At 60.2% G+C, this 19,596-nt stretch carries 15 protein-coding genes and 1 pseudogene; 14 read left to right on the top strand and 2 right to left on the bottom strand.

Going from position 1 to position 19,596, the window contains the following annotated elements:
* The first annotated feature begins 373 nt into the window (after positions 1-373).
* The 8 genes and pseudogenes from AAC645_RS01945 to AAC645_RS01910 all read left to right on the top strand — a co-directional run.
* The gene (locus AAC645_RS01945) at positions 374-991 is read left to right on the top strand and encodes a TetR/AcrR family transcriptional regulator (protein WP_340313431.1); all 618 of its coding nucleotides are present in this window, start codon (positions 374-376) and stop codon (positions 989-991) included.
* Positions 992-1,122: 131 nt separating this feature from the next.
* Positions 1,123-2,364, top strand: a complete 1,242-nt coding sequence (locus AAC645_RS01940) for a cytochrome P450 (protein ID WP_340313430.1) — start codon at positions 1,123-1,125, stop codon at positions 2,362-2,364.
* A 92-nt stretch (positions 2,365-2,456) separates the two neighbouring features.
* Entirely contained in the window at positions 2,457-3,620 is a 1,164-nt protein-coding gene (locus AAC645_RS01935) for a cytochrome P450 (RefSeq protein ID WP_340313685.1), read from the top strand.
* Between the two features lie 57 nt (positions 3,621-3,677).
* Positions 3,678-4,457 (top strand): SDR family NAD(P)-dependent oxidoreductase, encoded by a 780-nt coding sequence (locus tag AAC645_RS01930; RefSeq protein ID WP_340313429.1) that lies wholly within the window; start codon positions 3,678-3,680, stop codon positions 4,455-4,457.
* A gap of 35 nt (positions 4,458-4,492) precedes the next feature.
* On the top strand, positions 4,493-5,305 hold the full coding sequence (locus AAC645_RS01925; RefSeq protein WP_340313427.1) for a hypothetical protein: 813 nt from the start codon (positions 4,493-4,495) through the stop codon (positions 5,303-5,305).
* Positions 5,302-6,180: an oxidoreductase gene (locus AAC645_RS01920; RefSeq protein WP_340313426.1), complete on the top strand. Its 879-nt coding sequence runs from the start codon at positions 5,302-5,304 to the stop codon at positions 6,178-6,180. The genes AAC645_RS01925 and AAC645_RS01920 overlap by 4 nt, the downstream gene beginning before the upstream one ends.
* 238 nt (positions 6,181-6,418) lie before the next feature.
* A complete protein-coding gene (locus tag AAC645_RS01915) occupies positions 6,419-6,598 on the top strand; it encodes an acyl-CoA dehydrogenase C-terminal domain-containing protein (RefSeq protein WP_340313425.1) in 180 nt (59 codons plus the stop codon).
* A 376-nt stretch (positions 6,599-6,974) separates the two neighbouring features.
* Positions 6,975-7,492: pseudogene (locus AAC645_RS01910) on the top strand (IS110 family RNA-guided transposase); the annotation flags it as partial.
* Positions 7,493-7,975: 483 nt separating this feature from the next.
* Here the strand turns inward: AAC645_RS01910 and AAC645_RS01905 are convergent.
* On the bottom strand, positions 7,976-9,217 hold the full coding sequence (locus AAC645_RS01905; protein ID WP_340313424.1) for a sugar MFS transporter: 1,242 nt from the start codon (positions 9,215-9,217) through the stop codon (positions 7,976-7,978).
* A gap of 159 nt (positions 9,218-9,376) precedes the next feature.
* The gene (locus AAC645_RS01900) at positions 9,377-11,596 is read right to left on the bottom strand and encodes a beta-glucosidase family protein (RefSeq protein WP_340313422.1); all 2,220 of its coding nucleotides are present in this window, start codon (positions 11,594-11,596) and stop codon (positions 9,377-9,379) included.
* A 231-nt stretch (positions 11,597-11,827) separates the two neighbouring features.
* On the opposite strand from AAC645_RS01900, the gene AAC645_RS01895 reads away from it, so the two are divergent.
* The 6 genes from AAC645_RS01895 (at position 11,828) to AAC645_RS01870 (ending at position 19,573) form a co-directional block, all read left to right on the top strand.
* Positions 11,828-12,853, top strand: coding sequence for an alpha/beta hydrolase (locus AAC645_RS01895; RefSeq protein ID WP_340313420.1), 1,026 nt, complete (start codon positions 11,828-11,830; stop codon positions 12,851-12,853).
* A gap of 385 nt (positions 12,854-13,238) precedes the next feature.
* The gene (locus AAC645_RS01890) at positions 13,239-15,452 is read left to right on the top strand and encodes a TonB-dependent receptor (protein ID WP_340313418.1); all 2,214 of its coding nucleotides are present in this window, start codon (positions 13,239-13,241) and stop codon (positions 15,450-15,452) included.
* A 99-nt stretch (positions 15,453-15,551) separates the two neighbouring features.
* Complete coding sequence (locus tag AAC645_RS01885) at positions 15,552-16,511, top strand: MBL fold metallo-hydrolase (protein WP_340313417.1); 960 nt, start codon at positions 15,552-15,554, stop codon at positions 16,509-16,511.
* Between the two features lie 4 nt (positions 16,512-16,515).
* Complete coding sequence (locus AAC645_RS01880; protein WP_340313684.1) at positions 16,516-18,114, top strand: FAD-dependent oxidoreductase; 1,599 nt, start codon at positions 16,516-16,518, stop codon at positions 18,112-18,114.
* 5 nt (positions 18,115-18,119) lie between these two features.
* Positions 18,120-18,314 (top strand): DUF2783 domain-containing protein, encoded by a 195-nt coding sequence (locus tag AAC645_RS01875; protein WP_340313415.1) that lies wholly within the window; start codon positions 18,120-18,122, stop codon positions 18,312-18,314.
* Positions 18,314-19,573 (top strand): spinster family MFS transporter, encoded by a 1,260-nt coding sequence (locus AAC645_RS01870; protein ID WP_340313413.1) that lies wholly within the window; start codon positions 18,314-18,316, stop codon positions 19,571-19,573. Before AAC645_RS01875 ends, AAC645_RS01870 begins: the two co-directional genes overlap by 1 nt.
* Positions 19,574-19,596: the final 23 nt, after the last annotated feature.

The following is a 19,596-nucleotide window of genomic DNA, read 5'->3' as shown; positions in this document are numbered from 1 at the left end:
CACCCAGCTTACCTCCAGCCTCCAGCCGCGCGCGCTATGCCTCCGGGCTCAGACCTGAGCCATGCTGGCGTGCTGGTGCTCATGACGGTAATGAGGAAGAGGGTCCAACCCGGAATATGAACTGATCGATGGCTCATGAACTAGAAAGTAAGTACGAATGCTCCATGACTTACCTAGTTAAGCAATGCCCGGAGCTTGCATGCTGCCATTCACGGACCGACGGCCGCAGAAGCCCTGACATTGCAGGGGCCGGCCTGCTCTCACGGACGCTATGCGACAGCGGTCACTTGAAATGACCCGACGTCAGGAGAACAATGTCGCGGTAAAGCGCGGCCGACCGCCTCGGTCCGCGCGAAGAAGCATAGATGCCGCCTTGATCGATGCTGCACTCGCAGCGCTCACGCGCAAAAGTCACGTCGACATGACCCTAGGCGAAATCGCAAAGATCGCGGGTACGCAGCCGAGCATGATACGCTATTACTTCGGTAACATGGATGGACTGCTGACGGCGGTGAGCGATCATCTGACCCGCCATACAGAGGAGAGGCTCGCGGAGGCCGAAAAGGAGCTTGATCCTGAAAAAGGTGCCGCCGAACCCATTGTCAGGGCTCTAGTCGGAATCTACTACAACCTGCCCTTCGCCGCTGCCCGCAGCATCATGGTCATCGAGGCACTAAGGCCGGGATCGAGTTTGATCGGCAATTTCAGAAGCCGTACGGCAAAAAAGATTGTGGTGCGCATGATCCGCATGATCCGTAGCAGCGTCGCCCATGGCACCTATAGTTGGAATCTCGACGTTCGCACGGCCGTGCTGAGCATCATGAGCATGACAACCGGGCCCATGGCATGCATCCCGATGCTCGATGCGGGTCAGAACGGCGCGACGTTCGATCAGGAGGCTTGGATCAGGCACGCCGGGCTGATGCTCGATAAGTCCTTCAGGGCCGAAGCTATCGGTGACGCCAGCCGAGACTCTGCCGCGTCAGAGTAGAGCAACCATCTAATTGCCCTAAGGGGCAATTATCGACCTCGCCGCATGCGGAGAGTTGGATTACCATCATGGGCGAACACGAGACGGTGAACTGCCGCAGATGTATGCAGGTGGTGTAGCTGGGAGGTGCCATGTCAGGTTCAATCGAGGCCGAGGAGCTGATCCTGAATAGTCATTCGCCCTCGGGCGACTGGCCGTTTGCCTACGGCCGAACAACTCGTGAAAATCCGTGGGAGTCCATCCTGCCGGATTATTGCCGCGGACCTGACATCATCTACGCCGATGGCGTCCTTCATGCAGGCACACCTGCTTGGGTCCCGCGGCGGATGGCGGACATCAGAGAGATTTACGCCAATATGCAACACTTCTCCAGCATGGGAATGACTCCATTTTCCGCGCTGGTGGATGCTGAGTGGGCGGTGCTTCCGTTAGAAACCGATGCCGCCGCTCATGTCGCTTACCGCAAAGTGCTCAACCCTGCCTTTACGCCCAAGGCCGTCGCGCGGCTGGACGAGCGGATGCGGCGTGACGCGCGCGCGCATGTCGCCAAGTTCAGGGATGCGGGCGAATGCGACTTCATGGCGGAGTTCGCGCTCGAGTTCCCCATTCGCGTATTCCTGAGCCTGATGGCAATGCCGGAAGAGCTAGTAGAGCAATTCCTTGATTGGGAGCATGATCTTGTTCATTCGCCGGACCTGCCCACGCTGACCAGCGCGACCCGGGCCGTGGTCGATTATCTCACTGCCACCATCGATGAGCGCAAGCGCCGTCCAGGCGAGCATTTGATCAGTCAAGCCATCTCGGCCCGCACGACGGACGAGCGGGCATTGAGCGATGACGAGTTGCTCGGCGTTTGCTTCAACCTCTTCATCGGTGGCCTCGACTCCGTTTCGACCAACATGGCTTGGCAGATCTTCCATCTTGCCACCCATGCCGACGATCAAGACACGCTGCGGCGAGACATGGCTTCGATCCCTGCGGCGATTGACGAAATGCAGCGCTATTACGCTGCCGTTACGACATACCGACGCTGCATCCGGCCCTACAGCGTGGCGGGCGCCACGATCCAGCCGGGCGAGTTCGTCGCCATGTCGACGACGATAGCGGGACGCGACGATCATGAGTTCGACAACCCTCACGAGGTCCGGCTCCGCCGGCGCCCGCGCCATGTCGCCTTCGGCTTCGGCCCGCATCTGTGTCTGGGCGTCCACCTCGCGCGCCGCGAGATGAGGATTGCTTTGGAAGAATTCCTATCCACCATCCCCCGCTTTCATCTGCGCGAAGGTGTGCCGATCGCAACGACGTTGCACAGCACACTTCAGCCCGATGTTCTGCCCATCGCGTGGGATCCCAAGGCCGAGGCGATATCATGAACACGCTCCAAACTACCGTCGACTTCTACGACCATGAGACGCTCGCAAATCCGTTTCCGCTCATGGCGGAGCTCCGTGAGCATGTGCCGGTGATGCGCACCGTCGATCCGGCCGGTCGCACGATCTATGTCGTGACGGACATCGCCGTTATCGAGGAAATCGCCAAGCGCACGGATGCTTTCTCCAACGATTTCGGCCATCTGTTCGTGGCAGGCAACGAACATCCCGAAGTCGCGGCGATCCTGGAGCAGGAACCGCTGCGCGCAACCTTGCTATTGGGCAGCGATGCGCCGGATCACACGCGCTATCGCGCGCTGGTCAATGCGGTCTTCGCGACGGGCCGCGTGGCGCACCTCACCCCCTTGATCGAAGCTTTGGCCGATGAGCTGATCGACGACTTCATAGAGAAGGGCCGGTGCAACTTCGTGGACGAGTTTGCCGTGCTGCTCCCCACTTACATCATCGCCGACATCCTGGGCCTGCCGCGCGACAAGTACGACGTCGTGAAGAAGTGGTCGGATGCGGTCATCATGGTCGTCGGACGCACCGGGACCAAGGAAGACGAGATCCGCGCCGCGCATGACATCGTGGACTTTCGTCGCTATCTGCGCGAGACGGTGGCCGCCCGCCGTATCGAGCCGCGCGATGATCTCATCTCCAACCTTGTGTCGGTTCGCGCGGACGGGGTCCGGCCGTTCGATGATATCGAAGCGACGGCACTTGCGTTCGAAATCGCGGTTGCCGGCAACGAGACAACCCGCAACACCCTGATGGGTGGTTTGGTTCAGCTGGTTCGCCATCCCGATCAGATGCAGGCGTTGATCGATGATCCGTCTCTCGTCGTCAATGCCGTGGAAGAGATCCTTCGCTACGAGGCTCCGGCTTCGTCGATGTGGCGGATTGCCCGGGAAGACATGACCCTGGCCGGCACCGACATTCCGGCGGGTGCAACCCTGTTGTTGCGCTATGACGGCGGCAACCGCGATCCCAAGCGCTTCGAGGATCCTGATCGCTTCGATATCCAGCGTAAGAACGCGCGTAGGCACATCTCCTTCGGCGCACCCAGCGTGCATACGTGCATGGGGCAGATGTTAGCACGCAAGGAATTGGTGATCGGCTTTCGTAAATTGCTGCAGCGCTTGCAGGACATCCGCATCGCGGAGGGAAGCAACACTTCGTACCAGCCGAGCCTGCTGTTTCACGCGATTGGCAGCCTGAACATCACCTTCGAACCCGGCGAGCGTGTGCAGCGCTGAGTACGGGAAGAATAGGCCGGGCGGTCGGTTCCGTTCGTATAAATAGGAGGATACTTCATGAGCGGTAAGTTGGATGGCAAAATCGCCATCATCACGGGTGGGTCGCGTGGTCAGGGCGAGGCGACCGCCCGGCTGTTCGCTCAAGAGGGCGCGCGAGTCGTCGTCGCCGACGTGGCCGACGACGGCAAGTCGGTAGCCGCCGCGATCGGTGAGAAGGCGGCCTTTGCGAAGCTCGACGTGTCCAACGCGGAAGACTGGCAGGCAGCGGTTGCAGACACCGTCGCTCGTTGGGGCGGCATCGACATTCTGGTCAACAACGCCGGAATTAACCGGCCCGTCGCCCTGCTGGATCTGGAGCAAGCCGCCTTCGAACAGACGCTCGCCATCAATCTGATCGGCCCCTGGCTCGGCATCAAGGCCGTCGCTCCCGTGATGCTCGAAAAGGGCAAGGGTTCGATCGTCAACATCGTCTCCTCCTCCGGCCTTTTCGCTATGAACGGGCTGACTCCTTATATCGCGAGCAAGTGGGGCCTTCGCGGCCTTACCAAGGCCGCCGCGCTGGAATTGGGGCACCGCGGCATACGCGTCAATTCCGTTTATCCGGGGGGGATCAATACACCGATGGGCAACATCACCAACGAACCGGTCGAGAATCTAGGAAAATACTACGCCGGACAGCCGATCCAACGCATCGGCGAGCCGATTGAGGTCGCGCGCGCCAGCCTTTTTCTGGCCAGTGACGATGCTTCCTACATGTGCGGTTCGGAACTGGCGGTCGACGGCGGCCAGACGATCGGCACGTTCACCCCGTTTCTCCCCGGCGCTCCCGAGGCTTGAAGCTACGACGACGAAGCAAGAAATTAGGAGGGATTATGGCGGACGCTCTGGAAAGCATCCTTGTCGTGCATCAAAACCCGGTAGCCGGCCGACTGCCAGACTTCGACCAGTGGTACACGGACATCCACATTCGCGACGCGCTGCGACTGGAGGGTGCCATCGCGACGCAGCGTTTCTGCGTCGGCGACGAACAGCCTGTGCTGGACGGAGAACCCGTCACGCCGGCACACTGGGCCCATACCATCTACGAGTGGGAGTCCGCGCAGAAGTCTGTAGACGGCCACAATGAACGCGCCGGCACGTCGCTGATGGAAATATCTCGCGATGGCGCCTTCGAAGGCCTTCGCGACTTCTTCTATCGTCCCGAGTACCTGTCGCATGGATGGAGCCGTGAGGCCGGCTTCCGCCGCGGAACAGAGGTCCTCACCGCCCTGCTCCAGCCCCCAAATGATTTCGCGGGGTTCCTAGACTGGTTCGAGACGCATCATGCTCCCGCAACCCTGGCTCTTCCCGGCTTCGAAAGCGCCGGCGTGTTCAGTCTGCACGAATGCCAGTCACTTCCCTTTGCTCCGGAGTATCCGGTGGTCGCGATCTACGGGCTAAGTGATCGATCGGCCGCGCTCAAGGCTTGGGCGCAGCGACACAACGCCCGGTCCGAAAACGACCTCTCGGCCCGCGTCGATAAGCTGGAGATTGCCGCCTGGCAGCCCCGCATAGAGCGCCTGCGCGCCGAGGAGGTGGCAAATCCAAGCCCGGAAGCAGCCGCCCGCGAGGCTGCGGCGCGTGAGAAATATGCCGGCAACTACCTTTCGCGGGAAGATCTGAGCAGCGCATTGGCCTCGCTTTGAGCAAAGTCTACTTCATAACGGGTGCGTCCAGCGGCTTCGGCAAGGCGCTCGCCGAAGCCGCCATTGCCCGTGGCGAGCGGGTCGCGGTAGCAGCGCGGCGCATCGACCGGCTGGAACGGCTGGAGCAACTTCAACCCGATCGCGTCCTCGCCGTCCCTCTCGACGTCACGGATGCGCAGGCGCGCGAAACGGCGGTCGCCAAGGTGCTCGACCATTATGGCGGCATCGATGTGCTGGCGAACGTGGCGGGTCGCGGATCGTTGGGAGCGGCCGAGGAATTTGCACCGGAAGAATTGCGGGAACAGTTCGAACTCAATTTCTTCGCGGCCGTTGAGATGACCCGGGAGGTGCTGCCAACGATGCGCGCCGCTCGGTCCGGTCATATCCTCAACCTGACCAGCATAGGCGGCTTGGCATCCATGGGCGGCTTCTCCGCCTACGCCGGCTCCAAGTTCGCATTGGAAGGTTGGAGCGAGGCGCTGCGCGACGAAGTGGCTCCGTTGGGCATTCGCGTGACGCTGGCCGAGCCGGGCGCATTCCGCACCGAATTTGCCGATGGCAAGGATAAGCGGCCGGCCCGCGTGATCGACGATTATCGCCCGGTCATCGCCCCGCTTGAGGCCTACCTGGAGAGCACGCACGGACGGCAAGCCGGCGATCCGGCCAAGGCGGCGGCGGCGATGATCGAGGTTGTCCAATCCGACGATCCGCCGCTCCGTCTCATGCTCGGCGCCGATGCCTACGCGCTCTGGGACAGGCGCATCGAGCAGGTTCAGAGCGAGTTGCAGGCCGGCCGGCTACGAGGCGAGGCCACCGCGCTCGATGGCGAAAAGTGGACGCATATTGGCGTGACGCAAACGGCACCAATTTCATGAACCCGCAGGTACAGGTGAGTAAAATGGTACCGAATCTGGCAGCAAGACGGCGCTGGTTATCGGCGCGTCAGGAGGCATCGGACGCACCATCGCCTTGCACCTAGCAAGGGCGGCGCGCAAGCGATGGTGCACTATGCCAACGGGAAGGATCGGGCAGAAGAAGTCGTAGTCCAGGCAGATCTGCGCGAACCGGCGGGTGTTCAGGCACTCGTCGAGTCTTGCAGCGCCAGGCCCGACAGTGATCGGCGAACAATGTAAGATCGACCAGTTTGACAAAGACGGAACAGCGTTGCACCAGCCGAAGGTCGACCTAGCCGACTACTATGCGGCTCGCGTGCTGCCGCAGGCGCAAGGTTTGGCGACAAGGATCATGTCCGGCTCCGAGACGATGATGGCGTTGGAGCTCGACGCATTCTAGGCGTTGCCTGAAGTCTCCGCGGCGCCTGCACCGGCGTTTCGACAGCGAAATTCGGCGCACACGGCAGATCAACTGTGAACATTAGCAACAAGACGGGCATGGACATGAATGGATGCGGCCTTACGCACCATGCTTCAGCGACACGATCTTCCTAGCAGGCTGTTGAAGAAGTCCATTTCCGTGCGATGAAAGACCATTCATCCCGTGATGGTACTCGATTATACCATGGAGAGAGCCGTCGGGCTGAAGCTCGGCGGAGCCATCACCGCTCACCTCGTCCATTTCGTCATTGCCGCTCCAAGAGAAGTCGATGCTGGTGGCTTCGGTGCTGCTCGCCTGCCAGATATGTCCGGTGCAGCAACCAAAGGCGAACTCGCCCGAGGCGACCAACGTCGTCGCCGTGCTGGCAGGGCAACTGCTCCAGCTTCACGCCCAGTTGCGCAAGCTCGACCTGCGTCTCGCCGCTCTGCAGCGGAGCAACGACAGGGCCCGGCGCCTGGCAACGATCCCTGGTATCGGGCCGATCGGCGCGACCGCGCTCGCCGCGTCGGTGACCAATCCAAGCCAGTTCTGTCAGGGCGCCAGTTCGCCGCCTGGCTGGGGCTGACCCCGCGGCAGAGCTCGAGTGGCGGCAAGGAACGCTTGGGGCGTATTACCAAGATGGGCGACAGATATCTCCGGCAGCTCCTGATCGTCGGCGCAACCGCGCTGGTCCGATACGCCAAGGAGAAGCCCAACACGGTCGATCCGCGCTTTGTTGCTCTGCTCGCCAGAAAGCCCGCGCGCGTCGCCTCGGTCGCCATCGCTAACAAGATGGCGCGGATCGCATGGGCGGTCATGGCGCGCGGCGGTGTCTTCGAACGCGGGCATGCGCCTATGCTGGCGGCAGCATAGATCAAGAACTTAGCTGAGGAGATCAGCTTCACGAGGTTATGAGAGCGAAGTATGTGATGGCAAAACCGGTCGGACCGGGAAGGACAACCCAAGGACTGTCATAGGCGTAATAGCCTGCAAACCCGATCGGACCTTGTTCGCGGACCCCATCAGGGCCAGCAGTCTACACCGACTGCATCAACAGCCGGACAGACGACTGCACCTGACCAACGGCCAGATCATCACTTTACACTTGCAACGCGGGAGCCATCCACAGAGGACAGTCCGGTTTCACTCGGTTCCGGTCGTTCGCCTTGCTCCCTTCTGAAGCGAGATGGCGAAACAACCGCTCCATAATCCCAAAAAGCCATGCACGACCAGAAGGCCGAACATACCCAGCATATGACATCGGTTGGATTGGGCATCGCTCGAGCCGAAGGCGGGACCGGGCTCCCTGCATGGCCCATGTGAACAGCCCGCCGCAGCGCACGATGGAGACTGGCATTAGACTGACAGCACCCACGCCGGCATCGGCTTGCGGGCAAACAGCCCGAAGCCTGCGATCACCGCGTAGCACAGCGCGGGAAGCACCAGAGCGACGCCGAGGTTTCCTCCGGCCGCATCCGCGAGCGCGCCGGTGGCGAGCGGCACGACGGCGCCGCCGCAGATGGCCACGTTAATGATCCCCGACCCGTCCGCCGCGCGCGCACCCAGCTTCTCGCAGGCGAGGCTGAAGATAGTCGGGAACATGATTGAGTTCATTAGGCCTACCGCCAGCAGAGCATAGCCCGAGACATACCCCTGTGTCGTCACCGACAGTGCGATCAGCGCGATTGCCGCGATGGCGTTGAAGCCCAGCACAACACCAGGGCTCAGCACTCGCAGCACCGCCGAACCGAAGAAACGGCCAATCATCGCTCCGCCCCAGTAGAGCCCGATCAGCTTGCCCGCCGATTGCTCGGGCAGACCCAGCACGTGGTCCTGCATGAGGTAGCTGACGATCAGCGAGCCGATCGACACCTCCGCACCGACATAGAGGAAGATGCAAAGCGCCCCGTATCCGAACCGCGGGCGAGCGAGCAGGTCGAACCCGAGGGCACCGGGAGTGTCCTCATGCTTCTCGGCAGGCAGACGGTTGCGGAAGGTCCACACCGCTGCTGCGACCAGAGCAAGCGCGACGGCAATGCCCAGATAGCCGTGAACGATGGCAGCGCTCTCCGCGTGGCGATAGGCATCGAGCGCGGGACCCGTGAGGTCCTTAGCCGAAACCTTAGCAAGGCTGCCCAGGATCAGCACCGAACCGGCGATCGGGAAAAGCGTGGTACCCAGCGAGTTGAACGCCTGCGCGAAAGTCAGGCGGGAACTGGTCGTCTCGGGCTTACCGAGCAGGCTGATCAGCGGATTGGCGACAACCTGTACGATCACCACGCCTGCCGCGAGCACGAAGTAGGCGGCAAGGAATAGCCAGTAGGTCGCCGTCTGCGAGGCGGGAATGAAGGCGAGGCAACCCGCGATCATGATCACCAGCCCCGACGCCGCGCCCCGCATGTAGCCTATCTTGCGCACCAGCATGGCGCCCGGGATGCCCATCACCGCATAACCGGCGAAAAAGCAGAACTGCACTAGCATCGCCTCGGCGTACGAGAGCGTGAACAGTTCCTTGAGCTTTGGGATAATCACGTCGTTTAGGCTGGTGATGCCGCCGAAAATGAAAAAGAGCGCCATCACGAAGCAGCGCAGCTCCATCGCATCCCTGCCGCCCGGAACTTCCTCGCCGAGTTCGGAGGCGGCGCTGACATTCACGTTAGGGGCCATCACCATCGTTCAATCCTTTCGCTGTTTCGGCGTCTGTTCGCGGCGAAAAAGCCGTCTCGCCGTGCTGGCGCGGTCATGGGTGGGAGTAGTTCAGTCCCGCCAAGCCCGGGCCTTGAGTCGCACGGTGGTGACCGGCCCAAGATGCTCGGCATCCTCGCCAAGCGCGAAGCCGTACTCGCCTGCTGGCATGGACCAGCTGCCGTCCTGCCATTCTGCCAGCAGGCGCGCGTCGAGGTTCATCGAAGCGAGCTTGGCCTGGCCAGCCGCCAGTTCGACGCGCTGGAAACCAACCAGGCGCTGCAATCGCTTGCCTGCGCGCGAAACGAGGTAGAGCTGCGCTACCGTTGCGCCATCGCGCTTACCGGTGTTAGCGACCCTGACCGTCGCCCTGCTACCGTCGGTCTTGAGCCCATTCGTCACGAAGCTTGTGTACGACAGCCCATATCCGAAAGGGAACAGAGCCTTATAACCCTTGGAAGCATTCCAGCGGTAGCCGAGGTCGGACCCTTCGATGTCATAGTCGGCGACAAGCAACTTGCCCTTGATATCCGGCATTCCAAGGAAGCTCGGCTCCGTGCTGTCCAGCCCATCGACCTTGGGGCGCGGAAGTTGCTGCTCGCTGGCGGGGAACGTGATTGGCAACCTGCCAGATGGGTTGACCTTGCCGGTCAGCACCGCCGCGATCGCCTCTGCACCCCGTGCGCCGGGATACCACGCTTCGACTACAGCGGCTGTCTTGTCGAGCCACGGCATGATTACCGGACCGCCGGATTCGAGCACGACGATCGTATTGGGGTTAGCCGCCGCAACGGCGGCGATTAGAGCGTCCTGTCCGTTCGGCAGGCTCATGTCGGGCACATCGAAGCCCTCGCCTGTCCACTGCGTGGCAAAGATGATCGCGACGTCAGCCTGCTTCGCCTGGGCAACCGCCTCCGATACATAGCGGCCGTTGCGATAGCGGATATCCGCATCCGGCACCGCTTCCCTGAGCGCCTTGATCGGCACCGAGCTGTGGTAGGATTCTGCGATGAACGGCCAATTATCGTCACCGTTCCCGGCGGGAATGACGACTGCGGGACCGTCTTCGGCTTGGACCTGGCTTGAGCCCCCGCCCGAAAGTACACCGGAGTTTGCATATCCGCCGATGACGACGATCCGCTTCGCGGATACGGCCAGCGGAAGCACGCCGCGCGCGTTCCGCAGCAAAACAATGCCTTGACGCGCGACCTGCTCGGCGACGTCGCCGTGCGCTTTGAAGTCGATTTTTCCGCCGTGCCTTGTCCGGTTTTCAACGAGCCCCTTGTCATACATCGCCCAGAGGATGCGGCGGTTCATGTCGTCAAGCCGCAAGGCATAGGCAGGATCGGACTTCGCTGCTGCTGCCAGCTTGTCGGCGAAAAAGGCGTCGGTGTCGAGTTGTTGCCCCGACTGCTGGTCGAGGCCATTCAGCGCCGCCCCGAGCGAAGGCACCGCCCCCCAGTCGGACATGACGAAGCCCTTGTAGCCCCAAGCTTGCTTCAGCACCTTGTTGAGCAGCCAGTCATTGTCGCAGGCGGACTTACCGTTGACCTTGTTGTAGGCGCACATCACCGAACCTGGATCGCCGATCTCGATGCCAATCTTGAAAGCTAGCAAGTCGCTTTCATAAGCGCTGGCCGAGTCGATCTTGCTATCGACCACCTTGCGGCCGGTTTCCTGTCCATTAAGCGCGAAATGCTTGATGGTCGAAATGATGTTGTTGGACTGCACGCCGCGGATGGCGTGTCCGACAAGGGTGCCGGCCAGCAGCGGATCTTCGCCGAGATATTCGAAATTTCGGCCGTTGCGAGGGTCACGCATCAGGTTGACGCCGCCTGATAGGAGGACGTTGAAGCCTTTGGCTCGCGCTTCCGAACCAATCATCCGGCCCCCTACCTCGATGAGCGAAGGATTCCAGGTGGACGCCTGCGCAAGACCCGATGGAAGCGCGGTGGCCCCGTCCTTGCGTATGCCGAACACGTAGGACACGCCGAGGCTCGCGTCCGTCTCGAACAGGGCCGGGACTCCCAGCCGGGGAATGCCGGCGATGTATCCCGCACCGGGGATCGCTTCTGCCGGCAGTGCGGCGTCGCCCGGGAGTAGCTGGAGCGCCAGGATGCCGTGCGTCAGGATCGTCTTCTCCTGCGGCGCCATCGCCTCCAATGTTTTCTCCGCGCGCTTCGACGCTGCCTGCGCCGTACGCTCGGCCGCATGGGCCGTGCCGGCGGTCAAGACCGCGAGCCCGCCCCCAAGAAATAGCCCGACGAGAAACAGAGAATTGCGATGCGTCATTCGATCGATCCTGATGAGGTGAAAAAGATTGGGCGGCCCCGCCAGTTGCCGGTCTGATCATCAGAGGATCGCGACCACTTGTTTTTTCCATTTACGCATAATGAATCGATTCGTATGTAGATAATCATTATGGCGGGTGCAACGCTCCCCATCATGGGGTTTAAACTATGGTCATGGCCCTCGCGATTCGGTCGGATTCTCGGGAGTGGAACTATGCGGTCTCGCGTTTTAATGATGTTGCTCGGCCTCGCGGCCCATGCTGCGCCGGCGGCCGCAGCAGAATGCCCACCCAATCCCGACCTGCGATTCCGTGTGCCCGACAGTGTATCGCAACAGGCAGCCGCGAAGCTTTGCGTCCTTTACGCGCAAGCGGAAGCACGGCCGCCAACGCCGGCGCTTAAGAGCCTTGAAGATTTTGACCGGCTGAATGCGGCGATTGAGGCCAAAGCCGTGCCGGCAAGCCAGCAATTCGCTGACGCGATGCATGTTCGGTCCGTCAGGGAAACGATCGGAGGTGTGAGTGTTCTTAGGATCATTCCACCCAATGCGCGGCGAGCACTGCCGCCGCTGGTCTATATTCACGGCGGCGGTTACATTATCCTCTCTGCACTTTCGACGCAGGTGCTTCCAGCCCTACTCGGCAAGGCGCTGGGACGCGAGGTTATCTCGATTGACTACACCTTGGCGCCGCGAGGAAATGTCAACACGATCTCAAACCAGGTGATTGCCGTATGGCGGGCGCTCATCGCCTCGGGAAACGATCCGCGTGCGATGGGGCTGTTTGGTGACTCTGCGGGCGGGAACATGGCGGCCGCATACACTCTGAAGATGCGGGACCAGGGCGTTCCGTTGCCAGGCGCGCTTTACCTGCTGTCGCCGGGAGCCGACCTGACGATGAGGGGCGATACGGTTGCCACGATCGGGCCTTACGATCCCCTGCTCGAAGTACGGGACTTCAAAACCTACCTGGCCGCCTATTCCGCCGGGACGGATGTCAGGCACCCTTATATTTCTCCGTTGTTCGGAGATTACACCAAGGCGTTCCCGCCAACACTAATCCAAGCCGGCACTCGTGAATTGCTCCTCAGCGAAGCGGTCAGGGAATATCAGGCGATCCGTGGCGGCGGTCATGAGGCAGTGCTCGACCTGTACGAGGGCATGCCCCACGTCTTCCCCGCAATGCTCGTGAACACGCCCGAATCCGACACGGCAATCTCCAGGGCGGCGGTTTTCTTCGGCCAGCATTTGCGCAAATAGGCGGCGGTCACGGGAGCCTCAGCCGGTCGCGGATGAACGGAAACGGTCAGCCACCGGCCGCCAGCATCCAGTCGTCTATGTGCGCCGTCATCCAGGGCGCATCGGAAAAGTTCGCAGGCCAGATGTAGGTTCGGCAACCGGCGGCGCGACGCTCAGATCTACGTCAAAGTTATGAAAAGGAGCGATACGTCCCATCGGGGAGCATGCTCCGAGGCGTTATCGTGACAGCCGAAGGCGGCAAGGAAAACGAGACGGGGCGACAGGCTGCATTACCCTCACACAAATTCATTCGCTATTGCCTAATCAAAGACAAAGGGTCTAATGGGCCTGAGAGAGTGGCGGAGCGCAGTCGCGATCGTCGCAGATCCGAAGGGGAGGGAAGATAATGACCAGGACCAACTTGATGCTGTCGGCCGCGCTAATTTCGATAGCGATGCCAGGGGTGGCCTTTGCTTCGTCCGCGAACGCAGGCGAATCGGAACTGGGGGACGGCGGGCAGCGCGGTGCTTCGGCTGAAATTGTGGTGACTGCGGAAAAGCGGTCGAGCACCGTCATGCGCACGAACATTGCGGTTTCCGCGATGTCGGACGCCGATCTCAAGCAGCACGAAATCCGGGGCGTAAGGGAGCTTCAGAACTTCGTGCCCGGCCTATCCGTCACCGACGCAGGCCTTGAAAGCCAGATCAACATTCGTGGCATCGGCCTAGGGATTACCGACCCGGGCGTCTACTCGGGTGTCGCAATTTATCGTGACAACCTGTTCCAGGGGCCGATTGTCGCCAACGAACCGTTTTACGACATTGCCAACGTGCAGGTTCTTCGTGGCCCCCAGGGGACTTTCGTCGGAAACAATTCGACGGGCGGCGCCCTGTTCGTCAAGACGGCTGATCCGAAGCTGGGAGACGCCAGCGGCTATGCGAGCCTGACGGGTGGGACCTATGACCACATCGGCTTCGAAGGCGCCGTCAATATTCCTGTCAGCGATATGCTTGCAGTGCGCATCGCGACTTACGATGAGCATCGCGCCAGCTTTTTTAAGAACGGCAATCCTTCGATCAGTCCGTCGAGCCAATATTCGACACCCGGAGAGATCAACACTATCGCCGGCCGCATCAGCATTTTGTGGAAGCCTTCGGACGATTTCCAGAATCTAACCAAGATCGAATATTACCACAACGAAACCGGCGGGTTTACAGGGAAGCCGATTCCAGGGACATTCTTCGCATCATTGGTTTCATCCGATCCATACACTATCAATTTTGCGAATGCGCCTCGTTACGACGAGTCGACCTTCCGCGTGGACAACGAATCGAGGTTCACGCTGGGCAACGGCATTACGCTACGCAACATGATTGGCCTGACGATCGAGAAGTTCCACCAGGGGGCCGACCTTATCGGTGTTTCGTTCCCGACGGTTAACTTTACCGTTTCCGCTGTTGAGCCGATATTCTCGGAAGAATTTACGATCATCTCTCCTGAAGACAAGCCGCTTAAATGGACTATTGGTGGATATTATCTTCGCGACCGCAATAAGGTTCCGGCATCCGCGCAGAACTTTTTTGCAAACCAGCTGTTCATCGCTAGTGGTCGCACCTCTAAGAAATCGGAAGCCTTCTATGGAGGCCTGAAGTATAATATAACTGACGCTTTAGAGATCGAAGGTAGTGCTAGATACACTTGGTCACGGACGGACTTACCCTCCAGCAATCGCAGCTCTTTCTTCGATTTAACTACAAATGATTTGCTGTTCATCTTTCCAAATACAGGACATGAGTCCGATAAGGGTTTTACTTGGAAGATGGGTGTCAACTATACTGCCGATAGCCATAACTTCCTCTATGCTTTCGCGGCAAAAGGCCGCAAGGGCGGCGGGGTCCAAACCCCCGTTTCAAATTTCGCGCCGGAGTCAGTCATGGATTACGAGGCCGGTTGGAAGGGATCCATGTTCGGCGGCGCGCTGCGTGCGCAGGTCGGCGGCTTCTATTCCAAATACACGAACATGCAGATCCAGGACGTGCTCCCCCTCAACGGCTTGCCTACGATCTTCAATGCAGGATCGGCAGAAACCTATGGTCCGGAAGCCGAGCTGGGCCTGCACCTTGGCAATTTTGATATGACCGTTGCCGGCTCCTATCTGAAATCCAAGATTACGGTTAACAACATCGTCAACCGGCCTGCTCTGCCCGATGGGGGTCAGGGATCGCTTGGTCCGCAATGTGCGGTCGGTCAGACTGCAGCCTGTTTCAACTATGGTCCCTATATTGCCACGGCAACCGGGCCTCTCCCGTTCGCCCCCAAGTTCAACATCGCTGTTGGCCTTTCCTACACTATCGAAATGGGTGACGACAAAAGCCTGAAGCCGCATGTTGAATACACGCACACAGATAGTCAAAAGACTTCCTTCTTCAGTGATGCCACGTCGATCCTGCCGGGTCGTGACCTGATAAACGCCAAGCTGACCTACAGCACCGATCGCTTCGACGTTGAGGCGTTCGTCACAAACTTGACTAAGGAAGTCTATCCCGGCGGGGCGAACGGCAATCTGTGGTACTATGGTGCGCCGCGGCAATTCGGGGGGCGGGTCTCTGTCCGTTTCTGAACCGCAGAGACAGCAGCCGCACATCATGCCGTCATGAGGTTCGGCTTCGGACGCCGGGATTTTTCCGAAACCTGAACTAGCTTGCTTGGAGAAAATAGATTGGCAAAGCCGTTTGCATCTTCCGCCGATACGGCGCCCACGACCGAAAAACTCGAGATTCTTGCTGATGGCGTTTATGCGCTGACCGCCGAAGGTGATCCGAACGTGGGCGCAATCGAGGGCGAAGACTTTCTCGTCTGCTTCGAGGCTCGCGCCACCCCGGCCGCCGCGCGAGACTGGCTTGCCAAGTTGCGGGAGCATACCGATAAGCCGGTAAAGTATCTGGTTCTGACCCACTACCACGCCGTTCGTGTGCTGGGGGCGAGCGCATTCGGTGCGGAATGCATCGTCACCAGCGAGGTCACACGCAAATTGATCGAGGAGCGCGGCAAGGAGGACTGGGACAGCGAGTATGGCCGCATGCCGCGGCTGTTCAAGGAACCGGAGGAGATTCCGGGGCTGACCTGGCCCACCGACACATTTGACACGGAGTATCGCGTCGAACTGGGCGGGGATCGTGGTGCGATCAAACTGCAATTCTGTGGGCGGGGTCACACGGCCGGCGATATCGTGGCATGGCACGACAAGTCGAAGACCCTTTTTGCGGGCGATCTGGTTGAGAGTGAAGCCGCGCTCTACACCGGCGATGCCTTCCACTTCGACTGGGCGAGCAGGACGCTCGATAATCTGAAGTCTTTTCGCGCCGAAAACCTTATCGGCGGCCGCGGGAGTGTTGCCCGTAGCGTCGACGCAAGCGATGCTGCAATTGAACAGACCCGGGAATTTCTCAACAGCATGATAAAGCATGTGGGCGATGCCCATAAGAACGGGGGCACTCTTAAAGATGCCTTCGAAGCCACACATGCCGCTCTCGCGCCAAAGTTCGGCCACTGGCCCATTTTCGAACATTGTCTGCCATTCGATGTCCAGCGTCTCTGGGATGAATATGATGGGATCGACTGGCCGCGCATCTGGACCATGGAACGCGACAGGGACGTGTGGGACAAGCTGCAGGGATAGGAAAATGCCCGATATATTGACGCGGGACGGCATTCCCGTCTGGCGCACTATAGGCGCAACACCCCTGAATGACGGGCGGCGCGATTTCGAAGTCATCATTGTCGGCGGCGGCCCTGTCGGGCTGACGTTGGCGCTCGACCTTGGTCGAAAGGGCCGGCGGGTGCTGGTGCTCAACAAGCGGGACTTCGTTGCCGCAGGCTCGAAGGCGATCTGCTTCTCGAAACGGTCGATTGATATCTGGAACCGTCTCGGCGTGGCCGAAAAGATGGTCGCGAAAGGTGTCGCATGGAACGTCGGCAAGGTGTTCTGGGGTGATAGCGCCGAGCCTGTATTCACCTTCGACATGCTGCCATTGAAGCATCAGGAGATGCCAGGATTCATCAACCTGCAGCAATATCATTGCGAAGATATACTCATCGACGCGCTATCTAACGTTCCCACCGTCACGATTTGCTGGGGTCACGAAGTGAGTGGCCTCAGGCAATTTGACGACCGCGTCTCGGTGGAGGTCGACTGTCCTGACGGCGGCTATGCCGTCGACGCGCCCTACGCGGTTGCTTGCGACGGCCACAATTCTCCTGTCCGCGCGATGATGGGCCTGGATTTCGACGGCCGCATCTTCGAGGACAATTTCCTGATTGCTGACGTCAGATTGAAGCAGGCCCGTCCCTCGGAGCGCTGGTTCTGGTTCGATCCCCCTTTCAATCCTGGCCGTTCCGCGCTCTTGCACAAGCAGCCCGACGATGTCTGGCGTCTGGATTTTCAGCTCGGCTGGAACATCGATCGAGAAAAGTGCATCCGTCCAGAGAATGTCGACCCCCTGGTTCGCGGTATGCTGGGAGAGGATGTGGAATTCGAGCAGGAATGGTACAGCGTCTATACCTTCCAGTGCCGGCGCATGGCACGCTTTGTCCATGATCGCGTCATTTTTGCAGGCGACTCTGCACATCTGGTGTCGCCGTTCGGTGCGCGTGGCTGCAATGGCGGGGTCGCAGATGCGGACAATCTTGCCTGGAAGCTGGATCGGGTCCTTGCTGGCACGGCCACGCGCGGGTTGCTCGAAACCTACAACCACGAAGCGATCGTTACCGCCGATGAGAATATTCTCAATTCGACGCGCTCGACCGATTTTCTCACGCCCAAGTCCGGGATCAGCCGGGCATTTCGCGATGCCGTCCTGGAGCTGGCAAAGGACCACGCATGGGCGCGCCCCTTCGTCAATTCTGGGCGCCTGTCGACGGCCGTCGCATATCCGGATTCGCCCTTGAGCCAACCCGACCAGCAGGAGGATGAATGGCGTGGCGTTGCGCCAGGCCATGTCCTCGTGGACGCGCCGATCGATGATGGCTGGCTGATGCAGTTGCTGGATGGAGATTTCGTTCTTCTCGCTGCCGATGAAAGCGTGCCCCGCGCGCCTGGACTGCGCATCATCGTCCTGGATGAACGGAGCGATCCCCATGGCATGGTCGCGTCCCGCTACGATCTCAAGCCAGGGTCTGCCTATCTCGTGCGGCCGGACCAGTATGTCGCCGCGCGCTGGCGCAATCCGACCATCGAACAGATCCAATCGGCATATGAACGAGCTGCAATACGTGGAGGTTGACCCCAATGAGCATTGCATTATCGAAAACACCGAACATCGACCATGTCGATGATTTCTATGCAGAACTTATCGCGTTACACGAAGGGCTTGATGAACAAGAGAGCGCAGTTCTCAATGCAAGGCTCATCCTAATACTGTCCAATCACATCGGCGATAACGCGGTGCTGGCCGAAGCGCTCCGCCAAGCTAAGCGGCGCTGATGAAAATTCGCAACTCCCGCGCGGCTCTGGCGTTGCTCTGCGTAATATACACGTTCAACTTCATGGATCGTCAGGTCGTGTCGGTTCTGGCCGAACCGATCAAGCTGGATCTACGCTTGAGCGATACGCAATTGGGGATGATCAGCGGTTTCGCTTTCGCCATATTCTACACCGGCTTCGGTCTGCCGGTGGCGGCGCTGGCGGACCGGGTTTCGCGGGTCAAGGTGCTTGCCGTTGCCTGTTCGCTGTGGAGCATCTCTTGCGCGGCCTGTGGACTGGCGACGAATTTCGTCCAGCTCGCCGCTGCGCGGATCGGCGTCGGTCTGGGCGAAGCCGGCGGGGTTGCGCCATCCTATTCGATTATTTCCGATCTCTTCCCCCCCGCCGAGCGCGCGCGAGCGCTGGCGGTTTTTTCCCTTGGAGTTCCATTTGGCCTTGCGCTGGGTTCTGGGCTTGCAGGATGGTCGGCGGCGCAATGGGGCTGGCGAACGAGCTTGCTCATTGTCTGTATTCCCGGTCTTGCACTTGCGCTGCTGCTGATTTGCCTGGTGCCGGAACCGCAGCGCGGCGCGATGGATGGTGGGGCGATCCAACCCAAAGCATCGCTCCTCGAAACCTCGAAGATTTTCTTCCGCACGCCGGCGATCATTTCGACCGCCATGGCATGTGCGATCGGGGGGATTCCAAATTACGCATTGATGGCCTGGATGCCAGCTTACATGATCCGGGTTCTCGGCATGAGCTTGACCGAGGTGAGCATCTATCTGAGCCTCACCATTGCAATTGCGATGGGCGCTGGCACCTGGCTCAGTGGCCTTTTCGCAGATCGGTGGGGGGCGCGTGACAAGCGGGCCTATTCCTGGGTCAGCGGTGGAGCGATGATAGCCGCCGTGCCGTTCCTCATCATTGGTCTCTCGGCTCAGCGCTGGCAAATCGCATTGCCCTTGATGGGATTGAGCCTTGGCTGCGCCGGTGCCTACCTTACGCCGGCGGTGAGCTTCATCCAGAACTCGGTCAACGCGTCCCAGCGGAGTACAGCGGCCGCGCTTCAGCTACTGATGGTCAACCTCGTCGGGATGGGGATTGGGCCCTTATATGTCGGCATGTCGAGCGATTGGCTGCATTCCAGCCATGGAACAGAATCGCTGCGTATCGGGCTTGCCGGTCTCGCGCCGTTCCTTATCGCTGCTGCGCTAGCAAACCTCGTTACGATGCGCGTTATATCGCGCTCGCGAGAACATAAACACGCACTGAATTGATCCGGATCCAACCCGCCTCTAAG

The organism is Rhizorhabdus argentea, assembly GCF_037861105.1.
Taxonomy (GTDB): Bacteria; Pseudomonadota; Alphaproteobacteria; order Sphingomonadales; family Sphingomonadaceae; genus Rhizorhabdus; species Rhizorhabdus argentea.
The sequence above is the reverse complement of the archived record's forward strand: the minus strand, read 5'-3'. Positions and strand labels throughout refer to the sequence as shown.